We start from the raw sequence: 23589 nt of genomic DNA, 5'->3' as shown, positions 1-23589 counted from the left end.
TTGACCTCATGCCCGGCAGCGTTCGGCTGGCTGACGCCGATCGTTTCGAGCGCCGGCGCGACAGTTCGTTCGTCGCCGAACTGTCGCGGGTTCCGATCGACTACACTGGAACTCTCAGAGGAGAGTTTGCGATGTTGACGAACAAGACCGAATTAGCTGCTGGTGAAGGCGACCACGAGCACATCGAGATCAAGCCCAGCGTGCTCTATGTCGGTACGCCCGTGGCGCTGATTACGAGCCTCAATCCTGACGGCACGACGAATATTTCTCCCATGTCCTCCGTCTGGAGCCTCTTCGACCGTGTCGTTCTGGGTTTGACATCGACAAGCAAGGGCCGGGAAAATCTCATGCGCGAGCGGCAGCTGGTGTTGAATTTTCCGTCGCCGGACCTGTGGCCGAAGATCGAGGCGATCGCTCCGACAACCGGTCGCGACCCGGTTCCCCCGCATAAGGAGAAAAACGGCTATCGTTTCGAGGCCGACAAATTCGACGTGGCGGGCCTGACACCTCAAGCAGCCGATCTCGTTCGGCCGCCGCGTATCGCCGAATGCCCGATTCAATTCGAAGCGGAGGTCGTGGCGGCGCATTCTCCCGGTGCGGAATGGCCCTTGGAGCGTCCGGAGGCTTTCTGGATCGTCGAAGCGAAAGTCGTTCGCGTCCACGCGCACAGGGATATCGTGATTGCCGGCACCAACCATATCGACACAAGTCGCTGGAGCCCGCTGCTATACGTGTTTCGACATTACTTCGGCACGGGACCGGATCTCGGCCGTACCTTCAAGGCCGAAAGATGATGCAGTCCGGATAAAGCCGTCGCAGCGAACGCCAACTCCCCCAGCGGCTCCAGCGCCGCCGATCAGCAGCTCCAGGCCAGCTTCAAAGAGGGCCTCGTGACCGCTGGCGCGGTAGAACGCCAGGGCTCTGGCAAGATTGGGGTGGCGTTCAGCCGCAGCGTCGAGCGCGGCTTGGTCCGAAGGATCGGCGCCATCCGCCTGTTCTTCGAGCACGCATCCCACCACATAGCGGCCAATCGCAATCTGAATTTCCAGAGCTCTTCCGGGATCGAAGCCGGCGGCGAGCAAGCATTCAAGCTGGGCTTCGATAGCATCGAGATGCGAGGGGTCAGCCTCCGTTCCCGCGTGAACGCGCGCGCCGTCACGCCAGGCCAGCAAAGCAGAGCGGAAGCTGCGGGCATTGGCGCGCAGGAATTCCTGCCAGCTCTCCCCAGGCACAGGAATGTTGCGAGTATGGCTTCGCTTCAGCATCTCGGTGTTCATGGCCGCCAGCAAGGCATGCTTGCCTTTGAAATGCCAGTAGAGCGCCGGCTGCTGAACCCCGAGGCGCTGCGCGATCAGCCGCGTCGACAACTTGTCGATACCGACCTCGTTCAAGATGGTCAGCGCCGCATCGACGATCTGATCCCGATCGATTTTCATTGCGTCTCCGATTGACAGTCTCCCGCAGATAATTTATCGCCGATAAAGTTCCTTATCAATGATAAGTTTTCTGCTATGAACAAGATGCTTTGGACGATTCTGGCCGTCGTCGTTCTCGATGCTGCCGGCACGGGCCTGGTCATGCCGATCCTGCCGGAGCTTCTCCGCAGCGTCGCGCATACGACGGATCTCAGCTGGCGCTATGGCGCGTTCCTGTCGCTCTATGCCGCGTTGCAGTTTCTGGCCTCACCCATCCTCGGGACGCTGAGCGATCGCTATGGCCGCAGGCCGGTGCTGCTCGTTTCACTGGCGGGCGGCATGATCGACTATGCCTTCATGGCGTGGGCGCCGGGCTTCTGGTGGCTGTTCCTCGGACGGGGTATCGCCGGCCTGACGGCGGCCAATGCCGCCGTGGCGACCGCCTGCCTCACCGACATCACTCCACCCGAGCGGCGGACCCGCGCCTTCGGGCTTCTCAGCGCGTGTTTCGGCGTCGGCTTCATTCTAGGGCCGGTCATCGGTGGGATGCTGGGCACGATTTCCGTGCGGGCGCCGTTCGTTGCCGCTGCGCTGCTTGTGATGGTGAATTTCATCGTCGCGCTGCTCGTGCTGCCGGAGACGCGGACGGTGAAGCCGGAGCGGATCGACCCGGCCGCATTTCATCCGCTGGCGCCGTTGCGCTGGATCGGTGCCTTTCCGGCGTTGCTGCCGCTGCTGTCGATCTTCATCGTCCTCAGCATCGTCGGCGAGGTCGGCGGCACCGTCTGGGTGCTCTACGGTCAGGACAAGTTCAGCTGGGATACCGCGACCGTCGGCCTGTCTCTCGCCGGTTTCGGCTTTTTCCACGCCTTGGCCCAGGCTTTCGTCGCCGGCCCGTTGAGCGAACGCTGGGGTGAGCGCAGCGCGCTCGTCGTCGCAATGATCTGCGACAGTGCGGCCTATATCGCGATTGCTTTTGCCACGCGCGGTTTCGTCGCCTTCCTGCTGTTTCCCCTCTTCTGCCTCGGGGGGATCGGTCAGCCCGCGCTGCTGTCCCTGATGACAAAACGGGTGGCTGCGGACGAGCAGGGGCGCCTGCAGGGTGTGCTGGGCAGCTTGACGAGCCTCGCCTCGATGATAGCACCGCTGGCGATCAGCGAGATCTATTTCGCGTCGAGAGAGGTCTTTCCAGGATTGGTGTGGGTTCTCGGCGCTTCGCTGCTGCTCATATGCATGCTGGTTCTGCTCGCAAACAGGCGGCGGGCAGCGGGCGCATGAATCTCCTGAAGGCGTTGTCTCTCTGCAAGACGGTTCGCCGTTAAGAATGCTCGGCGGGGTGATCGATAGACGCTCGCTGGATGGCCGACGATGCGGCGATGCCGTGGCCGAGGGCCATGGCATCGCGCGTTACCCGCGGCTCAATTCAAGGATTCGTCCGGATCCGGATCGGGGTCCTTGACCTTGCTGAACAGGCTCTTCAGTGCCCCGGTCTTTGCCTTCGCCGCCTTGTTGGCCTTGATCGCGCGCGTGGCGGCCTTGGCCTGTTCCAGCATCATCTCGATCTGGATCTGCTGGATCTCGGTCAGCCGCTCCCATTGGCGATTGAGGAGATGGTCGACCTTTTCATGCAGATGGCGGATTTCCAGTTCGGCCTTCAGGTTGACCTTGTAGTCGTTGAGGGCGCGCAGGCGATCTTTCTCTTCCTGGCGGCGCTGGCTCATCATGATGATCGGCGCCTGCAGTGCCGCGATGGTCGAGAGGACCAGATTGAGAAGGATGAACGGATAGGCGTCGAAGGCCTGCCTCTCGCCCATCAGGAGATTGATAGCCATCCAGACCGCGAGAAACAGGCAGAAGGAGATGATGAAGGTCCAGCTGCCGCCGAATATCGCGACCCCGTCGGCCATCCGGTCGCCGATGGAGCGGTGATCCTCATAATCCTCTTCAATATTCTCGGCGAGCGTATCATGCGTCTTCAGGCTCTCGACCACCTCGTCCTCGAGGGTGGAAAGCTCGCCGCGCTCGTCGGTCAGAAGCTCGGCGATATACTGGGCGCGATAATCGTCCATGACCTTGCGGCTGATATAGTCGTCGGCGCGAAGTTCGGGATGCTTCAGCCGCATGAAATCCGCCAGCGAGGGGCGAAGATCATCGACGTGGACCGCATCTTTTTTCTTCAGCACCTGCCCGGTGATGGCGTCGATAAGCTTGACGGACTTGGCCTTCGCCTGGGCGAGGCTCTTGGTATAGTCGTCCATCTCGACCACGGTCGGGGTTTCGCCCTCGCCCGCATCGAAATCGACTATGCCTTCCGCCGGATCAAAGGTTTTCGCTTCTGTCATATAAGGGGCTTTCTTTGACGTTTTTCGCTCATCTAACCAATAATGCGAACAGGAATATGACTGTTAGAAGACTATCGGAATCGCAGCCGCCGCTAGGCGTCCGCAATCTTCGTTCTTCCATCTGCGCCTCTGGATTTTTAGCGCCTTTATCCTAAGCAACGGCAAATGAAATGCACTGTTCCAGAATCTCTTTGTGTCAGCCGGATCGTTCAAGCCTGCAGACGACCGTTTCGCTTCAATCGCGTTGATCGCTCGCCCTCTTGATCGACGTTGGGAGACATCCGTCTACCGTGTCGCAGTATATATTTAATAGTGCGAATAAATATCAAAGTTTCAAAGGATTACACCGCGACAACAGGACGGCGGGCCTGCAGTCGCGGATTTTGCAAAAGTGCGGAAAGGATAGCCTCTATGTCAGAGCGCCGTTCGAATTCGGCGCTCTCCTCCTGCGGCCCTAGGATGCGCGGACGAACCATCTGGCGATCAGGTGGTCGAGCGCGATCCGCCCGGGCCCGCCGGCGATGATCACCAGAAAGCAGGTCGCCCATGTGCCGTGTGTCGGCCAGGCATCAGGATAGACGAAGATCTCGATCACCAGCGTCATGCCGAGCAGCGCCAGCGCGGAAAGCCGGCTCGCGAGGCCGATGACGAGCAGGAAGGGAAAGAAATGCTCGCTGAAGGCGGCAATATGGGCGGCGATCCAGGGATCGACCAGCGGCAGCTTATATTCCGTCTGGAAGAGATAGACGGCATTGTCGGTGACGTGCCAGCCATCGACCTTGGTCTGGCCCGATTGCCAGAAGACGGCGGCAATCGACAGCCGCGCGACAAGCGCGATCAGGTCATGCGGAATGCTGTCGAGAAGTCTCAGGGCGCCATAGAACCTTTGCGGCACGGTTTCGCGTTCGGCCGAAGCGGCCGTCATCATCTGGTCCTGCATGTCGGGTCTCCTTGGCGTTCAGCGGATGGCCATGAAAGCGCCCGCCGTGAACGCGCCGGCGAGGTTGGCGGAAAGATCGAAATCCGCGGCTTCGGCAAGAGCAGCCTCGAAGGCGCGGCCAAGATCGTCGCCGGAAAATAGTCGCTCCAGAAAGGTCGCGCCGCCTGGCGGCAGGCGATGGACCTCGACGATCATCTGCGGGCGAACGACGAGGGCATCCTCGGCCATCCAGTCGGCAATATCGCCGAGCTCGATTTCACCGGTATTCATCGCCCAGATGGTGACGGCCGGGTATGCGGAGCGCAGCACGGAGGCGGAGGGATGCGGCACCAGGCCCATCTCGGCCAGCCCCGCCGGTTCGACGCTCGCCAGCAGAGCGGCATCAAGCGGCATTGCATCGGCGGCGTGATAGGCCCGACCCCGGGCTGCCTCCAATCTCATGACATCGGGCAGATAGGCGATTTCCCGCGCCGGCTCGAAAGCCTCCACGAAGTCCGGGAAATCATCGCCATAGGCAAGCAGCAGCGGCGATCGCGGCGGATGCAGCCCGATGAATTCATACGCCATGGCGGCGAAGAATTCCTCCCCGACGATCCTCTGTGCCGCCGGAAAACGCGAGGCGAGCGCACCGCTCAGGCCGACGGCGACATTGTTGCGATACACGGCGAAGCGCCGCTCAGGCCGGGGGCCGTTCCAGGCCGTCAACCCTTCGGGCACGGCCAAGCCGGGATCGACGAGCGCTGCGGCGAATTCGTTTTGAGTGGCGAGAGACATCGTCTCCTCCTCAGGCCGCCCGGCGCGCGGCGCGTTTCAGGATGGCGTCGGCAGCCTCGGCCTCGGCCCTCAGGACAGGCCATTCCGGCACGTCGTTGTCCCATTCGACCAGGCTGGCGATCGGCCCCGTGCGGCCGATGAGCTCCTCGTAAAGCTCCCAGACGGGATCCTTCACCGGTGTATCATGGCTGTCGATCAGGAGCGGCGCGCCTGAATCGTCGATGGTTTCCGAATGGCCGCTCAGATGGATTTCGCGCACCCATTGCACCGGAAAGCGCTTGAGATAGGCGCCGGGATCCATGCGATGGTTGGTGGCGGCAACAAAGACGTTGTTGACGTCGAGCAGCAGGCCGCAGCCCGTGCGCCTGGCGACTTCGGCCAGAAAATCCGTTTCCTCTATCGTGCTTTCCTCGAAGAGCAGATAGGTAGCCGGATTCTCCAGCAGCATCCGGCGGCCAAGCAGCGTCTGGACCTGATCGACATGGGCGCAGACCTGCGCGAGGGTCGCCTCGGTGTAGGGCAGGGGCAGCAGATCGTTGAGAAAGGTCGTGTCGTGGCTCGACCAAGCCAGGTGCTCCGAAAAGCTTTCGGGCTCGTAGCGGTCGCAAACGATCTTCAGGCGGGCAAGATGGTCCGTATCCAACGGCTGCATCGAGCCGACGGAAAGGCCGACACCATGAATGGACAGGGCATAATCCCGGCGAAGCCTGCCGAGCTGGGCATGCGGCGGCCCGCCGGCACCCATATAGTTCTCCGCATGGACCTCGAAGAAGCCGATCGGCTGGCTGGCGGCATCGATCGCGGCGAAATGCTCGGGCTTGAAGCCGACGCCGGCGCGACGGGGAAGTTCTGACGGTTTCATTGCGGGCCTCCGGGGTAGAATGTTCCGTTCGGGAGGCGGGCGGCGCCTGTGAGAAGATGCGCCGCCCACGCGTTCGCGCTGCCTTGTCAGACCGGCGCCGGACCCTGTGCCAAGGTGCCGTGACCGTTCGGCGTCTTGATCGCTTCACAGGTCCCGCCGGGAACCAGCTTCCACGAGTTGCGCTGATAATCGACCTTCGATGTGCCGGCGCAGGTCGTGCCGGGGCCGGCGGCGCAATCGTTCTGGCCCTTGAGGGCGATGCCGTAGCATTTTTCCTTGGCGTCTGCGGCCGAGGCGGTCGTTGCGCCGGCGACCAGCGTCACCGCGGTTGCGACCGATGCGGCCAAGGCGAGTGCGGACATCTTGCTCATGAGAAACTCCTTACGACAGGTGGTTGACCGTTGGTCCGATTTCCGATCACGCCGGGGTCAGCGAGCCATGGCCCTTCGGGGTCTTCATGGAGACGCAGCTGCCGGTGGGAACGAGCTTGAAGGACATCTTGTCGTAGTTCATCGTCGACTTGCCGGCGCAATCATGCTTGCCGGCGGCGCAATCGTTCTGGCCCTTGAGGGCAACGCCGTAGCATTTTTCCTTGGAGTCGGCTGCCGATGCCGGGACGGCGATGGATGCCAGTGCCGATGCGATCGAGCCCGCGATAGCCAGAGTGATGATGCTGTTCTTCATGGATCTGTCTCCTCAATGGATGCGAGCCGTCATTGGCTTGCATCAAGGTCTACGGAGCGTCGCGGGCAGATGTTACAGCCGTATCGGAAATTTTTCGAGACGGCTTCAACCTTACTGTGCCGGCTATCGGCCTGGATAGGTTATCCGACTTTTGCATATACCGGCATGGCAAGATATGAGCCTGATACGTGCACGGGCGAAAGGCGCCTGAATTCGATAGCCCTGAGGAAGGAGAAAGGGCTTGAAAAATAAGTGCCGTTGCCGGTAACGAATTCCTGCGGTCCCGCGTAGAGGAGATGTCGGATGAATCATTCGGCGCGCGAAGAGGAATGGGCAGTCTGGATGCGCGCCGCCATCAGCGGCGATGCGCAGGCCTACCACCGTTTCCTGTCCGCGGTGACGCCGCATCTGCGCACTATGGCGCGAAGGCGCTGCGATCAGCTGGGTGCGCCCGTGAGCGAGGCCGAGGATGTGGTTCAGGAGGTGCTGCTGGCTATCCATCTGAAGCGCGGCACATGGGATTCATCGCGACCGATCGGACCCTGGCTGTCGACGATCGTGCGCAACAAGCTGATCGACAGCCTGCGCCGGCGTGGGAGACATGTGAGTGTGCCGATCGATGACGTGATCGATTTTCTCGAGGCGGAAGAGCATACCGACTCCATGGATCGGTTCGATGTCGATCGTATGTTGGAACAGTTGAAGGACCCGCAGAAAACGATCGTGCGCTCGATTTCCGTCGAGGGAAGCAGCGTGCGGGAGACGGCGGACCGGCTGAAGATGACGGAAGGGGCGGTGCGTGTGGCGTTGCACCGCGCGCTGAAGGCGCTTGCGGCCCTCTATCGGAGTGAAACCAGTGAAAACCGATGACCTCATCAATCTTCTGGCGCAGGACGCGCCGGTCCGCATGCGGATCGGCAAGGCCCTGACCATTGCGGTCGTCGCGGGCATCCTGATCAGCGGCGGTCTGTTCTTCGCCATGATCGGCTTTCGCGCCGACATAGACACCGCAATGCAAACCATACGCTTCCTGTTCAAGTTCGTCGTGACGATCGCGCTTGCCGTGACGGCCTGCGCCGTCGTCTTCCGCATCGGGCGGCCGGGCACGTCGTTGCGCGTCTCGGGCTGGGCGCTCCTGGCGGCACCTCTCTTGCTGCTTGCGGCCGCTGCCGTCGAAATGGCCGTCATGCCGTCCGACAGCTGGAGTGCGCGAATGATCGGGCACAATGCCCGTTTCTGCCTGACGCTCATTCCGCTGCTGTCGATTGGCCCCCTCGCCTGCTTTCTTCTGGCGCTGCGCTATAGCGCGCCGGAAAAGCCGGGCGTGGCCGGCGCCGTCGCCGGGCTTGCCGCCAGCGGCATCGCCGCGACCTTCTATGCCTCCAACTGCACGGATGACAGCCCGCTTTTCGTGCTGCTCTGGTATCCGATCGCGATTGCCCTGGTGACAGCCGTGGGATACGTCCTCGGCAAGCGCATTCTGCGCTGGTGAAAGCGGCTGCCGCATCCGCCGAGCAGGAGAGGGGTTTTCCTCGATCGGGCTTTGGAACGGCAACGACGGCAAGGTCTGGAATATCCGCCGCAAACACCGAACTTCGGGGCTACCATCGCTCGCCGTGCCGATCCTCCAAAAAATTGCGCCTGCCCGCGTTAAAGTGTTTGCATCCGCGGAAAATTCGATTATAGAGGCCATGCTTTCCCCGCCGGACATACAATGTCCAGCGGTCGATGGGGAATAGTTCAATGGTAGAACGACGGACTCTGACTCCGTTAATCTTGGTTCGAGTCCAGGTTCCCCAGCCAATCCCGCGCCTTCACTGAATTCGTTGATTGTTTGCCGGTTCTGCCGCGACGTGTTCGTTGTGGGGAAATCTGGTTTTGCCTCTCTGTCGTGTTTTCTGAAACTGAAGTTTCGCGAGAAGATTGCGATCTTCGTCTATGTATGGCCTACTGTGTTGTGTTCGGGAGTATCTCGGGCTATTTGGTTTGTACAATTCAGGTACTCGGGAAATATCTCCTTTATTTCATGAGATCTCTGCGAGGTAAGATTCTTCTTGCTGTTGTGAGATCGGCTTGTCGTGAGTGGAACCGTCGCAGTTGATAAGGCACGGTGGAAATGGGCTTTAAATGACGATTTTGGTTTCTGGTGGCGCCGGTTTCATTGGCGGGAATTTCGTCCTCGACTGGCTTGAACTGCAAGAGGAAACGATCGTCAATCTCGACAAGCTGACCTATGCCGGCAATCTGGATACGCTGAAGGGGTTGAAGGGCAACAATCGTCATGTCTTTACACATGGCGACATCGGCGATCGCGAGCTGGTGGGCGATCTGCTGTCGATGCACAGGCCGCGCGCGGTGATCAATTTCGCTGCCGAGAGCCATGTCGACCGTTCCATACACGGGCCTGGCGATTTCATTCAGACGAATATCGTCGGCACCTTCAATCTGCTGGAATCGGTGCGCGGCTACTGGGACGGTCTGCCCGAGGGCGAGAAGCAGGCCTTCCGCTTTCTTCATGTCTCGACGGACGAGGTCTACGGCACCTTGTCCAAGGACGATGCGCCGTTCAACGAGCTCAACCGCTATGAGCCGAACAGCCCTTATTCCGCCAGCAAGGCGGCGTCCGACCACCTGGTCCGCGCCTGGCACCACACCTATGGCCTGCCGGTGCTGACGACGAACTGCAGCAACAATTACGGCCCTTATCATTTTCCGGAAAAGCTGATCCCGCTGGTGATCCTGAATGCGCTTTCGGGCAAGAGCCTGCCGATCTATGGCGACGGACAGCAGATTCGCGACTGGCTCTATGTCCGCGACCATTGCAGCGCCATTCGCCGCGTGCTGGAAGCCGGCGCGGTCGGCGAGACCTACAATGTCGGCGGCTGGAACGAGAAGCCCAATCTCGATGTCGTGCATACCATCTGCGCGATCCTCGACGAACTCAGGCCGAAGGCCGATGGCGGCCGCTACGGCGATCAGATCACCTTCGTCAAGGACCGGCCCGGCCATGATCGCCGCTATGCGATCGATGCACGCAAGCTTGAGCGCGAACTCGGCTGGAAGCCGCGGGAGACGTTCGAGACCGGCATCCGCAAGACGATCGAATGGTATCTGCAAAACCAGGACTGGGTGCGCAACGTCACCAGCGGCGCCTACCGCGAATGGGTCGGCAAGCAATACGAGGTCGAGCTGTGAGCGCGATTCTCGTGACCGGTGCCAATGGGCAGGTCGGTTTCGAGCTGCAGCGCTCGCTTGCGCCATTGGGAACCGTTGTCGCGCTGACGCGTGCGGAGATGGATCTCGCCAGCGAAGCAAGCATTCTTGCCGCCCTTCGGGAACACAGGCCGCATATCATTGTGAACCCCGCCGCCTATACGGCAGTGGATCGTGCCGAGAGCGATGCCGAGCTGGCGATGGCGGTCAATGCCGCCGCACCCGGCGTCATGGCGCGCTGGGCTGCGGAAAACGGCGCCTGGCTCATCCACTACTCGACCGACTATGTCTTCGAGGGCACGAAAGCCGTTCCCTATGTGGAAGAGGACGCAGTCAACCCGCAATCCGTCTACGGCGAAAGCAAGTGGCGGGGCGAAGAGGCGGTACGCGCATCCGGCGCGCGTCACGCCATTTTGCGGACGAGCTGGGTCTACGGCCATCACGGCAGCAATTTCCTGAAGACCATTCTTCGATTGGCGCAGGAGCGAAGCGCGTTGAATGTCGTCGCCGACCAGGTAGGCGCGCCGACCTCGGCGGCTCTGATCGCCGATGTGACGCGCACGGTGATCGAACGCTTGACAGGTTCGGATGCGCCGGACGATCTTTCGGGAACCTATCATCTCACCGCGCAGGGCAGCACCTCGTGGCATGGTTATGCCGCCCATATCGTTCGCCAGGCATCGGCAGGAAACTTCAAGCTTGCGCTTTCCCTTGATGCGCTCAAGCCAATATCGACATCGGAATACCCGACGCCTGCCAAGCGCCCGGCCAATTCAAGGCTGGATTGCACAAAGCTGATGGATCGCTTCGGTATCGTCCTTCCCGCATGGCAGGAGGGCGTCAGCGACGTCGTTGAAAGATTGCAGCCAGCGTCGAATTGAGAGGGTTGCGGGTTCCATAAAGACCCGAACCTCCCTTGCGAAGCGGCCAGACATAGATGGATTGAAGACGAGGCGCTGGACCATGACGAAAGCACGCAAAGGGATCATACTCGCCGGTGGATCGGGAACACGGCTTTATCCGGTGACGCTTGCGGTCAGCAAGCAGCTCCTGCCGATCTACGACAAGCCGATGATCTACTATCCGCTGACGACCTTGATGCTGGCGGGTATCCGCGAGATCCTGATTATCTCGACGCCGCAGGACACGCCTCGCTTCGAGCAGCTGCTTGGCGACGGCAGCCAATGGGGGATCAGGCTTGAATATGCGGTCCAGCCGAGCCCGGATGGGCTTGCCCAGGCATTCCTGATCGGCGAAGCGTTCCTCGATGGCGCGCCGTCGGCCCTGGTGCTGGGAGACAATATCTTCTACGGGCACGACTTTACCCGATTGCTCCACGAGGCGAACGGGAAGGGGGCCGGCGCGACCGTCTTTGCCTATCATGTGCAGGATCCGCATCGATATGGCGTGGTCGAGTTCGATGGCCAGGGCCGGGCAATCAGCCTGGAGGAAAAGCCGAAGCTGCCGAAGAGCAACTATGCGGTGACCGGCCTTTATTTCTACGACGAGAGTGTCGTCGACGTCGCAAAGTCCATCCGGCCTTCGCCGCGCGGCGAGCTGGAGATCACCGACGTCAACACGCATTATCTCGAAGCCGGGCAACTGGATGTGCAGACCATGGGCCGCGGCTATGCCTGGCTCGATACCGGCACGCATGAATCGATGCTGGAGGCGAGCCACTACATCGCCACCATCGAGAACCGGCAAGGCCTGAAAGTTGCCTGCCCCGAGGAGATTGCCTATCGCGGCGGCTGGATCAGCGCATCGCAGGTCGAGACATTGGCGGATCCCCTCAAGAAGAACGCTTACGGGCAATATCTTCTGGGCATGTTGCGCGAAAAGGTATTCTAAGCCGCTACGGCGCGCCCGCGCCGCCGCCTTTCCATATGAATCATCCGAGCAGGAAGACGAATGAAAGCCATCGATACCGCCATTGCCGACGTCAAGATCATCGAGCCCGCGGTGTTTGCAGATGACCGAGGTTTTTTCTTCGAAAGCTTCAGCAAGGCGAAGTTCGAGGCAGCGGTCGGCAAAAGCGTCGATTTCGTGCAGGACAATCATAGCCGGTCTGGAAGGGGCGTCCTGCGCGGCCTGCACTATCAGCTGCCGCCAAACGCCCAGGCCAAGCTGGTGCGCGTCGTCGTCGGCGAAGTCTATGATGTCGCCGTCGACATCAGACAATCCTCGCCGACATTCGGACAATGGGTCGGCGTTCTTCTCTCGGCCGACAACAAGCGCCAGCTGTGGATTCCGGAGGGATTTGCCCATGGTTTCCTGACATTGAGCGATCATGTCGAGTTCCTGTACAAGACCACCAACTACTACGCCCCGGAGAGCGACCGCGGTATTCGCTGGGACGACTCACGCATCGGCATCGACTGGAACCTCACCGGGCAGCCGACTCTCTCACCGAAGGACCAGCGCCAGCCCTTGCTCGCCGATGCCGAAACGTTCGCCTGAAGCGGCGTCCGTCCCGAGCAAACTGTTCAGAGCTTAGAGAAATTCCAGGAAAAGTGTGCAGCGGTTTTCCGTCCGGAATAGCTCCCGTCTGAACAGGGGTATCGATCTACGACCGGTGTTGGGTATCATCGGCCTTCTGCCAGACGGCAACAGGAGTATCTCGGAAGAGCTGCCGGGACGAATGACGTTCGCCATCATATTGCGTCAAAGCAGCTTCAGGCCGAATTTCCGATAGAAGGTATATCCCGAGCGAACGAATTGCCGGATGTGCCAGAGGCCCTTGCGCGCCGCGTCCCCGCCACCGTGAACGATTCTAACCGTCGGAAGGAAGGCTATGCGCGTCACGCCGCCCGCGCGCAAAGACAGGTCGAAATCCTCGAAATAGAGAAAATAGCTGGGATCGAAACCGGAAAGCTTTCGGAAAATCTCGCCACGGAAGAGCATGAAGCATCCGCTGATGATCGGCGGGTCCCAGAATACGCCGTCGTCGGAGATGTCCGCCATCTGGTAATGGTCAAGCCGCTTCTTGAAAAGCCGGCGCAAGCTTTTTGGCCCAAAACCCCTTAATGCGAGATCGAAGAGAGCGGGATACCGCTTGCACAGATATTGGCGCGTGCCATCTGTTCCCACGGCCAAAGGGGTCACCAGCCCGCAGTCAGGGTGCTGCTTCAGGAAGTCCACCGCGTTTGCGAGACTGTCGGGGCTCAGAACGACATCCGGATTGAGTACGAGATGGAGATCGCCGACATCATCCATCGCCATGTTGTTCGCGCGCGCAAAGCCGACATTTCCGTGTCCGCTCAACAGGCGAACGGAAAGATCGCGGAAATGATCAGCCAACCAGCCGGAAAGGGAACCCTCCGGCGAGTTGTCGACGATCGTTACGGCTGCATGGTTGCCATCGAGCCGAGCGATTGCAACCCTCAGACTTTCGAGAGTTGCGCCAAGGACCGCAAGCTCCGGGCGATACGTGACGATGCAAATAGAGAGGAGCGCCGCGCCCTGTTGACACTGATCTTCAACGATATCAATCGTCATTGTACTATCCATGGCGATTACCAATGCAAGGCTGCATTAAGGCGCGCGAGTGAGAATTGTGTTTCCATGAATATTTGGCATGCCGCGCATCTTTTAAATTGAACTACTGGAACCGGAATTTCCACTTATGATTCCACTAGAAAAAAGGAAAATCGATGAAAGTTTCAAAGTTTTAGTCCCTCGGTGTCGTTCGTGTTGAAACGGTGCAAGATATGAAGCGCTATAAGTCGGTACTCATGGCGGATGGTGAAATGCGCGATGTTTCGGTAGACATCCGACGCTCTTCATCTTATTTGGGACACCGGGTACGCCTATACCTTAACACGGAGAACAGAAGCAATTTGGGGCCAGAGAGGGTTTTTGCATGGATTTGTCATTTTGAACAAGTACGCGCATTCCCTCTATAAAACTGCCGATTTTTTTCATTCCCGCATCCGAGTTCAACGCAGATTGGCGTGGTGTTGATCTGGGTATTCACTGGCCTATTGAAGGGACGCTGTTTCTTTATCCCTTAAAGATGCTGACGTTCTAGCCAGGCGGGCTTCAAATCTGCGATGCAACGGCCGAAAGATGTGTCATCAGCTATGAATAAATATCCAATACACCCTGTCGCGGCAATTCGCAGTCTCTACGTTCATCGGCACCTTATCATGACTCTCGTGCGGCGGGACATGGCGGCGCGATATAGGGGGTCGATTTTTGGTATCTTATGGGCGCTCTTCAACCCTCTCTTGATGCTGGTCGTCTATACATTTGTGTTCAGCGTCATTTTCAAAGCGCGCTGGGGCGGCGGCGGCGACTCTAAAACCGAATTCGCCTTGTTGCTGTTTCTCGGGCTAATTATTTTTAATATATTCTCCGAGTGTATATCCAGAGCGCCAGCAACTATTATCAGTAATAGTAATTATGTCAAAAAGCTAATATTTCCTCTGGAGATATTGCCGTGGGTGAATATTTTTGTTGCCCTGCTAAATGCTCTTATTAGTCTTTCGGTGTGGCTTGTGGTGTTTGTTTTTCTTTTTGGTCTTCCGGCGCCATCATTATTGCTGCTTCCGCTCGTTATTCTTCCGTTGATCCTGTTCATTATGGGGCTATCGTGGGGGCTTGCTTCTCTTGGTGTCTATGTCAGGGATGTGGGTCAACTCGTTGGCATCGTCGTAACGATAACGATGTTCCTTTCGCCGATTTTCTACCCCGTCTCCGCCTTGCCGGAGAGATTTCAGTCCATAGTGTTGCTGAATCCTCTGGCAATGGTGATCGAGCAGATGCGGCAGATCCTTTTTTGGAGGCAGCCGACGGACCTGACATATTACTGGCTTGAACTCCTCGGATCCGCTGTTGTGGCTTGGCTGGGGTTTGCTTGGTTCCAGAAAACACGCAAGGGCTTTGCTGATGTCCTCTGACACCGTGATCGCAGCAAGCGGGCTCTCCAAATGCTACCACATTTATGACAATCCTCGTGATCGCCTCAAGCAGATGATCGTACCACGAATGCGATCACTGTTTGGATTTGGTGCGCGCAACTATTTTCGTGAATTTTGGGCTCTGCACGACGTTTCCTTCACCATCAAGAAGGGGGAAACGGTTGGCATTGTCGGTCGTAATGGCAGTGGCAAGTCGACGCTGTTGCAGATGATCTGTGGAACATTGAATCCAACTGCGGGAGAGGTGTCCACCGTCGGTCGCATCGGGGCCCTGCTGGAGCTAGGCTCGGGATTCAATCCTGAGTTCACTGGACGTGAGAATGTTTTTCTCAACGCTTCCCTTCTTGGACTGACGGATCAGCAGATTAAGGATCGCTTCGATGCGATCCTGAGCTTCGCTGATATTGGCGATTTTATCGATCAGCCGGTAAAGACATATTCCAGCGGCATGTATGTACGCTTGGCATTTGCGGTCATAGCTCACATCGACGCGGATTTGCTTGTCATTGACGAGGCGCTTTCCGTGGGGGATGCATTCTTCACGCAGAAGTGCATGCGTTTTCTGCATGATTTTATAAAGCGCGGGAGCATCATTTTCGTTAGCCATGACACTGCGGCTGTCCGTGGGCTCTGCACGAGGGCGATTTGGCTGGATAAGGGTGCTGTCGTTATGGATGGGCAGCCAAAAGATGTCTGCAACCGCTATTTGGAAGCCTATTATTCACAGGACGACGCTACGCCAACGATGAATTCTACCGTGTCTGAGGGAATGGAGAGCACGCGGGAAGACGCCCAGATGGAAGCAATTATCGATGGCCGACTGGCTTTTCTGAATGCATCCAACCTTAGAAACGACTTGCAGGTTTTCACGTTCAACCCAGATAGCGACAGCTTTGGGAAGAAGCATGCCGAGATCGTCAATGTGACCTTACGCAATAGAGCTGGAAATCCATTGAGCTGGGTTATTGGCGGCGAGTATGTGGTCGTGCAAGTCGAAGCGAAAATCTACGAGGATCTTGCATCGCCGATTATTGGGTTCATGTTCAAGGATAGGCTCGGGCAAACTCTTTTTGGTGAAAACACCTATCTGACGACAATAGATCATCGGGTATCTTGCCCGGCCGGGGGAAAGCTGGTGGCTGAGTTCGCATTCCGTATGCCCATTCTGCCTGCAGGCGACTACGCGCTAGGCGTAGCAATCGCGGATGGTAACCAGAACGTACATGTCCAGCATCATTGGATTTATGACGCCATGGTAATACGATCCGAAACCTCGATGGTCGCGACAGGTCTTGTTGGGGTTCCGATGTCGAATGTTAGCCTCAGAGCGGAGGCGTGATATGTCTGGTTTGAAGGATAAAATGGAATTCACTGGCGAACGATTTGTACCCGAAGTCTCTGGCAATATCGTTATTGAGCACTTGCATCGTTACCTAAGTGCCGTAGAGCTTGCGAAGGGTAAAGTGGTTCTTGATATAGCCAGTGGCGAAGGCTACGGAAGCGATCTTCTCTCGCTCCATGCCGCCCAGGTTATCGGTGTCGATATCGCGGCTGAAGCCGTTGACCATGCCAATGCGAAATATCAGCGACCCAATCTTACCTTCCGGGTAGGCGAATGTGCGGCGATCCCATGTGCAGATAATAGTATTGATCTGATCGTGAGCTTCGAAACGCTTGAGCATCACGACAAGCACGATGAAACTTTCCGGGAGTTCAAGCGCGTCCTGCGGCCCGGTGGGCAGTTGTTAATCTCAAGCCCTGATAAGAAATACTACTCTGACCTTCGTAATTTCCATAACGAATTTCATGTCAAGGAACTCTACGAGGAGGAGTTCCATGAACTTATGGAAAAATACTTTAGGAATGTTAATTATTTCTCGCAGAGAATTTGCTATGGATCGCTACTTCTTCCGACAGATGGCTTATCATCGGCACGGAGCTATGTCCTCAGATCAGGAGAACTAGAAGCCGCTCGGGGTGTCACTGAACCGCTCTACCTGCTTGCCTTGGCCTCCGACGGCGAGATAGGAACCATGGAGACCGGACTTCTGGAGCAGCCACTCAACGATACGGAAGTGGTGCAGTCCTGGACCAAGGAAGTCGCCTGGCGAGACGATGAGCTGGATCGCTTGCGCAACCTAGTTGCTGAAATACCGAAACTTCAGGCGGGGCTTGAGGCGGAGCAGCTTTCGCGAGAGGTGTCGGAGCAGAAATACCAAGCGATTCTTGCATCCTCGTCGTGGAAAGTGACGAGACCGTTGCGCGTCGTCAGGCGTGCTCTCGGCCAAGCGCCTAGGCTTTCAGCCCATCTTCGCGCATCGCGTAGCCGCGCCGTCAATGCTCTTGGGTATTTGCGTAGAGGCGATGTGAAGGGTCTTTTGAGCAGAGCAACGTATTATCGCAGGCAGGCGAAACTGGAGTATATCCGTAGTCGGCTGCAGCAGGCCAATGGACGGGTTTGGGGAATCATGAGTACCCCTCATACCCTTTTCATTGCGCAATGTATTGCGGAGCGCTTGGAGCGGCACGGTATCGCCACAGAGATCATGACTGAAGCTCCAAGGGTGTTTAATCACGATCTCTACATAGTGCTTTGTGCGCAGATGTTCGAGCGGCTGCCGCCTGGCGAGAAGCGTGTCATCTTTCAACTTGAGCAATCCGTAAGCTCTCGTTGGTTCACCCCGGCCTACCTAAATGCTCTGCAGAACTCGTTGGCGGTCCTGGAATATGCAACCGTAAATATAGAGTTCCTGGCAAGCAAGAGCATAGCCTATCCACACGTCAATTATCTGCCCATTGGCACATCGCTGGAACCGCCGGCGCCAGTCGATCCTTCTCAGAAGGAATACGATTTTATCTTCTATGGTGACTACTACAGCTCGCCGAGGCGAAGCCCAATGCTTGATGCTCTCAAGCAGCATTTTTCGGTGAAGCTCTGCAACGACGTCTTTGGCGACGAAATGCACCAATTGATTCGCAAAGCGCGGGCGGTCATCAATATTCACTACTATGAGAACGCCCTGTTGGAGATGCCGCGTATACAGGAATGTCTGTCGCTAGGCGTTCCGGTTTTGTCGGAGAGTTCGCAGGATCAGCAAGATTACCCGGAGCTCGGAGACGCTGTTCGGTTTTTTGAGCAGGGTTCGATCGAGGCGATGCTGGAGGCCGCAAAGGCAATCATCGCTGAAGGCGACCAGATTGATGTTGCTGTCCGGAAATCGGCGCAAGCAAGCGCGAGCCGTTTCACGTTCATGATCGATCGCTTCTTGGCGAACATCGGTTCCCTTCGCATGGGCAAAATGCTCGAAGGCGAGATTTATCTCGATAGTGACGGTGCCCAGGTCGTGCTTTCCATGCCCGAAACGATTGATCGCCGGCAGACATTTCTCGCTGAGAAACCCAAGGATTGCGCAATTTTCGACGGTATTCGCAATACGAAAGGTTGGGTCGGCTGCGGGGCAAGCTATTCCGCTTTGGCACGCTATGCTTTAGCCAAGGGGCTGCCTCAATTGACCGTGTTCGAAGATGATGTGCTCTTTCATGAAGGTCATGAAGGCAAGGTTGAGATCATCCGCGAGTACCTCGCACAGACCGGTAGATGGGATATCTTCTCGGGAGTGATAGCCTCGGTCCATCCTAATACTCGTGTACTTGGTGTAGAGGTATGGAAAGGCATGATGTTTGTCAGGCTGGACCATATGACAAGCACAGTCTTTAACATTTACAACAATCGTGCACTAAATCTCCTGGCGCGTTGGGATCCTGAGAATACCGACGTGGATAGCAATGCGATCGACAGATATCTTGAGAACAGCGATGACTTGGTGATCGTCGTCGCCCTCCCATTTCTCGTTGGTCATAGAGAAGATGTCGCCTCGACTCTTTGGGGATTTGAGAATGACAAATATTCCAAGATGATTGCCCAAGCCGAAAAAACGATTTCCGATCTAGCGAAACGATGGTTAGAGGGCGAGAAAAACGCGCAGACCGTCAAAGTGGATACCTATTCCTGATTTAACGTCGGCCGGTCGGCGGTACGCAAGTCGGCCGGCTTGATGGTTGCGCGTTTAGGGGTTGCAACGGAGCGTCTCAGCTCGCTTTTGCCTTCACACAGAATACAAACTTAGGAGAACATCATGACGGTTCTAGTTACAGGCGGAGCCGGCTATATTGGTAGCCATACGGTTTGGTCGCTCATTGAAGCGGGAGAACGTGTGGTTGTGTTAGATTGTCTTTCAACCGGTTTTGAATGGGCAGTAGCGCCAGAGGCCATTCTTTACAAAGGCGATATTGCCGATCAGGCGCTATTGAACCAGATATTCTCAAGCCACGAAATCGACACCATTATTCATTTCGCTGGCTCTGTCGCTGTTCCAGAATCAGTTGCAAATCCCCTTAAGTACTACGAGAACAATACAGCAAAATCGCGTGCGTTGATTGCTGCAGCGATAGAAGCGCGTATCCGAAACTTCGTATTTTCTTCAACTGCGGCTGTATATGGAACGCCCGTAAGTTCAGACCCGGTTTTGGAAACCGCAGAACTGCATCCTGAATCACCATACGGATCGTCAAAACTGATGACCGAAATTATGCTCCGCGATGCTGCTTTTGCGCACCCCGAATTCAACTATACCGCACTTAGATACTTCAACGTTGCAGGGAGTGATCCAAAAGGCCGCGTCGGTCAGTCCACAGCGGGTGCAACGCACCTGTTGAAGGTCGCCTGTGAGACGGCTTTAGGGAAACGTGCAAGCCTCAGCGTGTTCGGAACCGATTACCCGACGCCAGACGGCACCTGCGTGCGTGATTATATTCACGTCAGTGATCTTGCCAATGCGCATCTGAAAGCAGTTGACCGGATGCGCCAAGGTGGCGATTCCTTAATCGCCAACTGCGGGTACGGTACGGGATACTCTGTCCTGGAGGTTCTGGACTGCGTCAAGCGTGTTTCGGGGACTGATTTTACAGTAAATTTAGCTCCCCGCCGTCCAGGAGACGCTGCGTCGGTTGTTGCCAATGCACAAAAAGCCATGTCGGAATTGGATTGGATTCCTCAGCACAATGATTTGGAATTCATTGTTAAAACAGCGCTCAGCTGGGAGAGAACACTTAGTGTTTGAACAGCGACCGGGGAAAGTCGCGGTTTTCTGCCTGGCAGGTATAGGCGTGGGCCGTATTTAAGCTCAAGCGCCTGCAGCTGCTCCCTGCGAAACCGGCCTTGCCGCCGCCAGATATTCGCCCTTGGTGCGCATGTGGCACCAACAGGCGAAGGCGGAGGAGGCTATGGCCAGGCTTTCGCCGATGGCCAGGCGGTTGTTGGAATTGCTGAGCAGGGTCAGCGAGAAGAAGAACAGGCATACGATATAGGCGTGCCATGCGGCGCGGGGGATGACCCCCGCCTTGCAGGCGCGCCATACGGCGCGGATGAAGACACCGAGCATGAAGCCCATCACGGCCGCGCCGAACAGGCCGTATCGGACCAGGATCTCCAGATAGCCATTGTGCAGCAGCGTGTATTGGACGTGGGAATAGCGCGTCTCGGCCCAGCGCTCCAGCCAGCGGTTGCCCCAGCCGAAGATCGGTGCGGAGGAGAAGACCTCCCAGCTGTTGGACCAGAGCTGCAGGCGCTCGTCCATCGATACCGGCGTGTTGGTGGAGCTGATCGCATTCGATACCACGCCGCCCACCTCATGGCCGTCGGCCATGTTTTCCACCATGGAAACGGCTGCCGACACGGTCGGGCCGGCCGTCTTGTCGAGGTTGTGCCGCACGCCATAGATGCCGGCGATCAGCAGGGCCGCCAGTACGACAATGGCAATGAGGCCGGCCTTCATGCGCAGATAGGTCAGGGAAAGGAGGGCGAGGAGCGGCAGGGTTATGCCGAGCGCCAACCAGACACCCTTCGATTTGGCGCCATAGATGGCGATAAGACAGAGCGCGAGGATGAAGGGCGAAACGACATAGGCGTAGCGGGCGATCCGGCGGTCGCTGGATTTTTCGGTCACGTAGTGCAGCAGCCAGAATATGGTGAAGATCACGATCATGCCGCAGGCGACGGCGCCGTGAATCTGATTGTTCATGATCAGCGGGCGCACGGTTTCGCCGGCAAAGACCTCGCGGAAATGCTGCGTGGCGATCAGCATGACGAGGACCATGACGAAATAGGCCGCAACGATCTTTTCCATCACCTCCTCGTAAAGCAGGAGGGCGACACCCATGATGGGGAAGAAGAACGGGAAGGCGTAGAGCCAGTCCGAGGCGCCGATATCGTGCTGTGGCGTCAGCCAGAGGGTGATGCCGAAACGGACCACGACATAGAAGGCCCAGCCCATGCAGAGCCAGCCGATCCAGTCCGTGCGCGGCCGCACCGGCGCCCTCATATAGTAGACGAGTGCGATCAGAGACAGGAGCGCAGTGGCATAGCGGTAGGCGTCGGTCTCGAGGACGGTCGGGGAGGCGACGATCAGCCAGAGAAGGCCGCCGATGATCGCCACGGGTTTTGCCATGCTGCTTCCAGCCCTGGTGACGCCGATCGGTCCGGCTGCGAGATCAGCATGCGGTGTGTTCATGCGCGAGTCGTCCAATGTCGTCGTCCGCCTTCGTCCATAGTCGGTTTATTTCCGGCATTCCTGGCCCCCACGACGGCCCCTATTGTCGCAAAGGGGCAGGAATGCGGCATTTTTCCCATGCCGGCATATCGGCGATGTCGATTTTGCCGGATGCTTGCTAATGGGCAACTCCGTCGCGTCGAACCACTTTCAACGCGGTCAGGAGGATGATCTTGAGATCGAAGAGAAAGGAGCGCCGGCGCAGATAGTCCTCGTCCAGCGCCACCTTCTGCGGGATCGGCAGTTCGTCGCGGCCGTTGACCTGGGCCCAGCCCGTCAGGCCGGGCAGAAGCGCGTCGACGCCGCGTTCCGTGCGCAGGGCGATGAGGTCGTGCTGGTTGAAAAGAGCAGGGCGCGGGCCGACGATGCTCATCTCGCCCTTCAGGATGCACCAAAGCTGCGGCAGCTCGTCAAGGCTCGATTTGCGCAGGAAGGAGCCGATCGGCGTCAGGTAGATCCTGGGGTCCTTCAGGAGATGCGTCGCGACGGCGGGGGTATCGGTGCGCATGCTGCGAAATTTCGGCATGCGGAAGATGCTGTTTTTCCGGCCGACCCGATCGGACCAATAGAGGATCGGGCCTCGCGAGGTCAGCCGCACGGCAATGGCGACGATCAGGAACGGAATGAAAAAGACGATGGCCGCGGCAAGAGCGGCGAGGAAATCGAAAAGGCGCTTGGCGATCGTATAGAACATCGTCTCTTGTCGTTGCATCGTCAGCGGTCGGGCGGCGATGAAGGGCGTCGTTGCTCAGTGCATCTCATATCGCGAATTTAAGCACAACTGCCCCCACCAAGATTCCCCGGCCTTGTTCCGGGGTGATATCCCGTGCAAAGCATGTCTGCGACGATGATGGACACGAAAGAGCGGAGGCGGGTGGACGCATGATCCTGGTGACGGGTGCGACGGGTTTCGTCGGACAGGCATTGTGTGCCGAGCTTTCCCGCCGGAAAACGGACTATCGGCCGGTCAGCCGCGCGTCCGCTCCGGGCTTCGTCGCCATCGGGGCGATCGACGGCGATACGGATTGGTCCGAGGCGCTTGCCGGTGTCGATGTCGTCATGCATCTGGCGGCCCGCGTCCATGTCATGAACGAAAGCGCCGCCGATCCGCTGGCCGCATTTCGCGCCGTCAATGTCGACGCGACGGCCAATCTGGCGCGACAGGCCGCCAGCGCCGGCGTCAGGCGGTTCATCTTCCTGAGCTCGATCAAGGTCAATGGCGAGGAGACGGCGGCGGGAAAGCCGTTCAGGGCTTCCGATGCGCCGCATCCCGAGGATGCCTATGGCCGCTCGAAGCTGGAGGCCGAGGAGGCTTTGCTCGCCATCGGCGCGGAAACCGGCATGGAGGTGGTCGTCATCCGGCCGCCGCTGGTCTACGGCCCCGGCGTGAAGGCGAATTTCGCAAGCCTGATGGCATGGGCGGGCCGGCCGTTTCCGTGGCCGTTCGGCATGGCTCGAAACCGCAGGTCGCTCGTCTTCGTCGGCAATCTCGTCGACTTCATGCTGCTCTGTGCCAGCCATCCGTCCGTGGGGCATCGGGTGTTTCTGGTCAGCGACGGCGAAGATCTTTCCATCGGCCAGCTGATCGCCAAACTATCCTTGGCGTCGGGGCGCAAGGCCTTGATGCTGCCAGTGCCGCCGGTGCTGCTGGAAGGGCTGGCCGCACTTTTTGGGCGTCGTGCCGCCGCGCAACGGCTCCTTGGCTCGCTTCAGGTCGATATCGGCGAAACCACGGCGATCACGGGCTGGTCGCCGCCTTTTTCAGTCGACGAGGGACTGGCGGTGACGGCCGCCGATGCCGGAGCGAAGGCGCACTGAGCCGGAGTGCA

At 58.1% G+C, this 23589-nt stretch carries 23 protein-coding genes and 1 tRNA gene; 14 read left to right on the top strand and 10 right to left on the bottom strand.

Going from position 1 to position 23589, the window contains the following annotated elements:
• The first annotated feature begins 8 nt into the window (after positions 1-8).
• On the top strand, positions 9-794 hold the full coding sequence (locus GR212_RS14710) for a flavin reductase family protein (protein WP_246725758.1): 786 nt from the start codon (positions 9-11) through the stop codon (positions 792-794).
• Here the strand turns inward: GR212_RS14710 and GR212_RS14705 are convergent.
• On the bottom strand, positions 726-1436 hold the full coding sequence (locus GR212_RS14705) for a TetR/AcrR family transcriptional regulator C-terminal domain-containing protein (RefSeq protein ID WP_163987303.1): 711 nt from the start codon (positions 1434-1436) through the stop codon (positions 726-728). The two genes, GR212_RS14710 and GR212_RS14705, sit on opposite strands and share 69 nt — an antisense overlap.
• A gap of 75 nt (positions 1437-1511) precedes the next feature.
• On the opposite strand from GR212_RS14705, the gene GR212_RS14700 reads away from it, so the two are divergent.
• Positions 1512-2693, top strand: a complete 1182-nt coding sequence (locus tag GR212_RS14700) for a TCR/Tet family MFS transporter (protein WP_163987302.1) — start codon at positions 1512-1514, stop codon at positions 2691-2693.
• Between the two features lie 140 nt (positions 2694-2833).
• Here GR212_RS14700 and GR212_RS14695 read toward each other — a convergent pair whose 3' ends face one another.
• From GR212_RS14695 to GR212_RS14670, 6 genes are all read right to left on the bottom strand, one after another.
• On the bottom strand, positions 2834-3757 hold the full coding sequence (locus GR212_RS14695) for a DUF1003 domain-containing protein (RefSeq protein WP_163987301.1): 924 nt from the start codon (positions 3755-3757) through the stop codon (positions 2834-2836).
• 454 nt (positions 3758-4211) lie between these two features.
• Positions 4212-4697, bottom strand: a complete 486-nt coding sequence (locus tag GR212_RS14690) for a DoxX family protein (RefSeq protein ID WP_163987300.1) — start codon at positions 4695-4697, stop codon at positions 4212-4214.
• Positions 4698-4715: 18 nt separating this feature from the next.
• Complete coding sequence (locus GR212_RS14685) at positions 4716-5471, bottom strand: HvfC/BufC N-terminal domain-containing protein (protein ID WP_163987299.1); 756 nt, start codon at positions 5469-5471, stop codon at positions 4716-4718.
• 10 nt (positions 5472-5481) lie between these two features.
• Positions 5482-6333 (bottom strand): MNIO family bufferin maturase, encoded by an 852-nt coding sequence (bufB, locus tag GR212_RS14680; protein WP_163987298.1) that lies wholly within the window; start codon positions 6331-6333, stop codon positions 5482-5484.
• Between the two features lie 86 nt (positions 6334-6419).
• Positions 6420-6704 carry a BufA1 family periplasmic bufferin-type metallophore gene (locus GR212_RS14675; RefSeq protein WP_163987297.1) on the bottom strand — a complete coding sequence of 95 codons (285 nt, stop codon included), beginning with the start codon at positions 6702-6704 and terminating at the stop codon, positions 6420-6422.
• A 46-nt stretch (positions 6705-6750) separates the two neighbouring features.
• Positions 6751-7017 (bottom strand): BufA1 family periplasmic bufferin-type metallophore, encoded by a 267-nt coding sequence (locus GR212_RS14670; protein ID WP_163987296.1) that lies wholly within the window; start codon positions 7015-7017, stop codon positions 6751-6753.
• 303 nt (positions 7018-7320) lie between these two features.
• Between GR212_RS14670 and GR212_RS14665 the strand changes: the two genes are divergently transcribed.
• From GR212_RS14665 to rfbC, 7 genes are all read left to right on the top strand, one after another.
• Positions 7321-7887, top strand: a complete 567-nt coding sequence (locus tag GR212_RS14665; protein WP_163987295.1) for a sigma-70 family RNA polymerase sigma factor — start codon at positions 7321-7323, stop codon at positions 7885-7887.
• Positions 7874-8509 carry an NrsF family protein gene (locus GR212_RS14660; protein ID WP_163987294.1) on the top strand — a complete coding sequence of 212 codons (636 nt, stop codon included), beginning with the start codon at positions 7874-7876 and terminating at the stop codon, positions 8507-8509. Before GR212_RS14665 ends, GR212_RS14660 begins: the two co-directional genes overlap by 14 nt.
• A 237-nt stretch (positions 8510-8746) precedes the next feature.
• Positions 8747-8820: transfer RNA gene (locus GR212_RS14655), tRNA-Gln, on the top strand.
• A 324-nt stretch (positions 8821-9144) separates the two neighbouring features.
• Complete coding sequence (gene rfbB, locus GR212_RS14650; RefSeq protein ID WP_163987293.1) at positions 9145-10212, top strand: dTDP-glucose 4,6-dehydratase; 1068 nt, start codon at positions 9145-9147, stop codon at positions 10210-10212.
• Positions 10209-11111, top strand: a complete 903-nt coding sequence (gene rfbD / locus GR212_RS14645) for a dTDP-4-dehydrorhamnose reductase (protein WP_163987292.1) — start codon at positions 10209-10211, stop codon at positions 11109-11111. The genes rfbB and rfbD overlap by 4 nt, the downstream gene beginning before the upstream one ends.
• 82 nt (positions 11112-11193) lie before the next feature.
• A complete protein-coding gene (gene rfbA, locus GR212_RS14640) occupies positions 11194-12081 on the top strand; it encodes a glucose-1-phosphate thymidylyltransferase RfbA (RefSeq protein ID WP_163987291.1) in 888 nt (295 codons plus the stop codon).
• A 60-nt stretch (positions 12082-12141) separates the two neighbouring features.
• On the top strand, positions 12142-12690 hold the full coding sequence (gene rfbC / locus GR212_RS14635; RefSeq protein ID WP_163987290.1) for a dTDP-4-dehydrorhamnose 3,5-epimerase: 549 nt from the start codon (positions 12142-12144) through the stop codon (positions 12688-12690).
• Positions 12691-12894: 204 nt separating this feature from the next.
• Here the strand turns inward: rfbC and GR212_RS14630 are convergent, their stop codons facing one another.
• The gene (locus GR212_RS14630; protein WP_163987289.1) at positions 12895-13728 is read right to left on the bottom strand and encodes a glycosyltransferase family 2 protein; all 834 of its coding nucleotides are present in this window, start codon (positions 13726-13728) and stop codon (positions 12895-12897) included.
• A 650-nt stretch (positions 13729-14378) separates the two neighbouring features.
• Between GR212_RS14630 and GR212_RS14620 the strand changes: the two genes are divergently transcribed.
• From GR212_RS14620 to galE, 4 genes are all read left to right on the top strand, one after another.
• On the top strand, positions 14379-15131 hold the full coding sequence (locus tag GR212_RS14620) for an ABC transporter permease (RefSeq protein ID WP_246725757.1): 753 nt from the start codon (positions 14379-14381) through the stop codon (positions 15129-15131).
• Positions 15121-16491, top strand: coding sequence for an ABC transporter ATP-binding protein (locus GR212_RS14615; protein ID WP_163987286.1), 1371 nt, complete (start codon positions 15121-15123; stop codon positions 16489-16491). The genes GR212_RS14620 and GR212_RS14615 overlap by 11 nt, the downstream gene beginning before the upstream one ends.
• 1 nt (position 16492) lies before the next feature.
• Positions 16493-19165, top strand: coding sequence for a methyltransferase domain-containing protein (locus GR212_RS14610; protein WP_163987285.1), 2673 nt, complete (start codon positions 16493-16495; stop codon positions 19163-19165).
• Between the two features lie 123 nt (positions 19166-19288).
• The gene (gene galE / locus GR212_RS14605; protein ID WP_163987284.1) at positions 19289-20272 is read left to right on the top strand and encodes a UDP-glucose 4-epimerase GalE; all 984 of its coding nucleotides are present in this window, start codon (positions 19289-19291) and stop codon (positions 20270-20272) included.
• 63 nt (positions 20273-20335) lie between these two features.
• Here the strand turns inward: galE and GR212_RS14600 are convergent, their stop codons facing one another.
• A complete protein-coding gene (locus GR212_RS14600; RefSeq protein ID WP_163987283.1) occupies positions 20336-21721 on the bottom strand; it encodes an O-antigen ligase family protein in 1386 nt (461 codons plus the stop codon).
• A gap of 157 nt (positions 21722-21878) precedes the next feature.
• Positions 21879-22454 (bottom strand): sugar transferase, encoded by a 576-nt coding sequence (locus tag GR212_RS14595; protein ID WP_163987282.1) that lies wholly within the window; start codon positions 22452-22454, stop codon positions 21879-21881.
• Between the two features lie 188 nt (positions 22455-22642).
• On the opposite strand from GR212_RS14595, the gene GR212_RS14590 reads away from it, so the two are divergent.
• On the top strand, positions 22643-23578 hold the full coding sequence (locus tag GR212_RS14590) for a UDP-glucose 4-epimerase family protein (RefSeq protein ID WP_163987281.1): 936 nt from the start codon (positions 22643-22645) through the stop codon (positions 23576-23578).
• Positions 23579-23589 lie beyond the last annotated feature (11 nt).

Origin of the sequence: Martinezella lusitana (assembly GCF_010668395.1) — a bacterium.
Taxonomy (GTDB): domain Bacteria; phylum Pseudomonadota; class Alphaproteobacteria; order Rhizobiales; family Rhizobiaceae; genus Rhizobium; species Rhizobium lusitanum_A.
The sequence above is the reverse complement of the archived record's forward strand: the minus strand, read 5'-3'. Positions and strand labels throughout refer to the sequence as shown.

What these genes read in the sequence shown, in the direction of transcription:
- GR212_RS14710 (WP_246725758.1), top strand. Translation starts at nt 9, where the DNA reads ATGCCCGGCAGCGTTCGGCTGGCTGACGCCGATCGTTTCGAGCGCCGG.
- GR212_RS14705 (WP_163987303.1), bottom strand. Translation starts at nt 1,436, where the DNA reads ATGAAAATCGATCGGGATCAGATCGTCGATGCGGCGCTGACCATCTTG.
- GR212_RS14700 (WP_163987302.1), top strand. Translation starts at nt 1,512, where the DNA reads ATGAACAAGATGCTTTGGACGATTCTGGCCGTCGTCGTTCTCGATGCT.
- GR212_RS14695 (WP_163987301.1), bottom strand. Translation starts at nt 3,757, where the DNA reads ATGACAGAAGCGAAAACCTTTGATCCGGCGGAAGGCATAGTCGATTTC.
- GR212_RS14690 (WP_163987300.1), bottom strand. Translation starts at nt 4,697, where the DNA reads ATGCAGGACCAGATGATGACGGCCGCTTCGGCCGAACGCGAAACCGTG.
- GR212_RS14685 (WP_163987299.1), bottom strand. Translation starts at nt 5,471, where the DNA reads ATGTCTCTCGCCACTCAAAACGAATTCGCCGCAGCGCTCGTCGATCCC.
- bufB (WP_163987298.1), bottom strand. Translation starts at nt 6,333, where the DNA reads ATGAAACCGTCAGAACTTCCCCGTCGCGCCGGCGTCGGCTTCAAGCCC.
- GR212_RS14675 (WP_163987297.1), bottom strand. Translation starts at nt 6,704, where the DNA reads ATGAGCAAGATGTCCGCACTCGCCTTGGCCGCATCGGTCGCAACCGCG.
- GR212_RS14670 (WP_163987296.1), bottom strand. Translation starts at nt 7,017, where the DNA reads ATGAAGAACAGCATCATCACTCTGGCTATCGCGGGCTCGATCGCATCG.
- GR212_RS14665 (WP_163987295.1), top strand. Translation starts at nt 7,321, where the DNA reads ATGAATCATTCGGCGCGCGAAGAGGAATGGGCAGTCTGGATGCGCGCC.
- rfbB (WP_163987293.1), top strand. Translation starts at nt 9,145, where the DNA reads ATGACGATTTTGGTTTCTGGTGGCGCCGGTTTCATTGGCGGGAATTTC.
- rfbA (WP_163987291.1), top strand. Translation starts at nt 11,194, where the DNA reads ATGACGAAAGCACGCAAAGGGATCATACTCGCCGGTGGATCGGGAACA.
- rfbC (WP_163987290.1), top strand. Translation starts at nt 12,142, where the DNA reads ATGAAAGCCATCGATACCGCCATTGCCGACGTCAAGATCATCGAGCCC.
- GR212_RS14630 (WP_163987289.1), bottom strand. Translation starts at nt 13,728, where the DNA reads ATGACGATTGATATCGTTGAAGATCAGTGTCAACAGGGCGCGGCGCTC.
- GR212_RS14620 (WP_246725757.1), top strand. Translation starts at nt 14,379, where the DNA reads ATGACTCTCGTGCGGCGGGACATGGCGGCGCGATATAGGGGGTCGATT.
- GR212_RS14615 (WP_163987286.1), top strand. Translation starts at nt 15,121, where the DNA reads ATGTCCTCTGACACCGTGATCGCAGCAAGCGGGCTCTCCAAATGCTAC.
- GR212_RS14610 (WP_163987285.1), top strand. Translation starts at nt 16,493, where the DNA reads ATGTCTGGTTTGAAGGATAAAATGGAATTCACTGGCGAACGATTTGTA.
- galE (WP_163987284.1), top strand. Translation starts at nt 19,289, where the DNA reads ATGACGGTTCTAGTTACAGGCGGAGCCGGCTATATTGGTAGCCATACG.
- GR212_RS14600 (WP_163987283.1), bottom strand. Translation starts at nt 21,721, where the DNA reads ATGAACACACCGCATGCTGATCTCGCAGCCGGACCGATCGGCGTCACC.
- GR212_RS14595 (WP_163987282.1), bottom strand. Translation starts at nt 22,454, where the DNA reads ATGTTCTATACGATCGCCAAGCGCCTTTTCGATTTCCTCGCCGCTCTT.
- GR212_RS14590 (WP_163987281.1), top strand. Translation starts at nt 22,643, where the DNA reads ATGATCCTGGTGACGGGTGCGACGGGTTTCGTCGGACAGGCATTGTGT.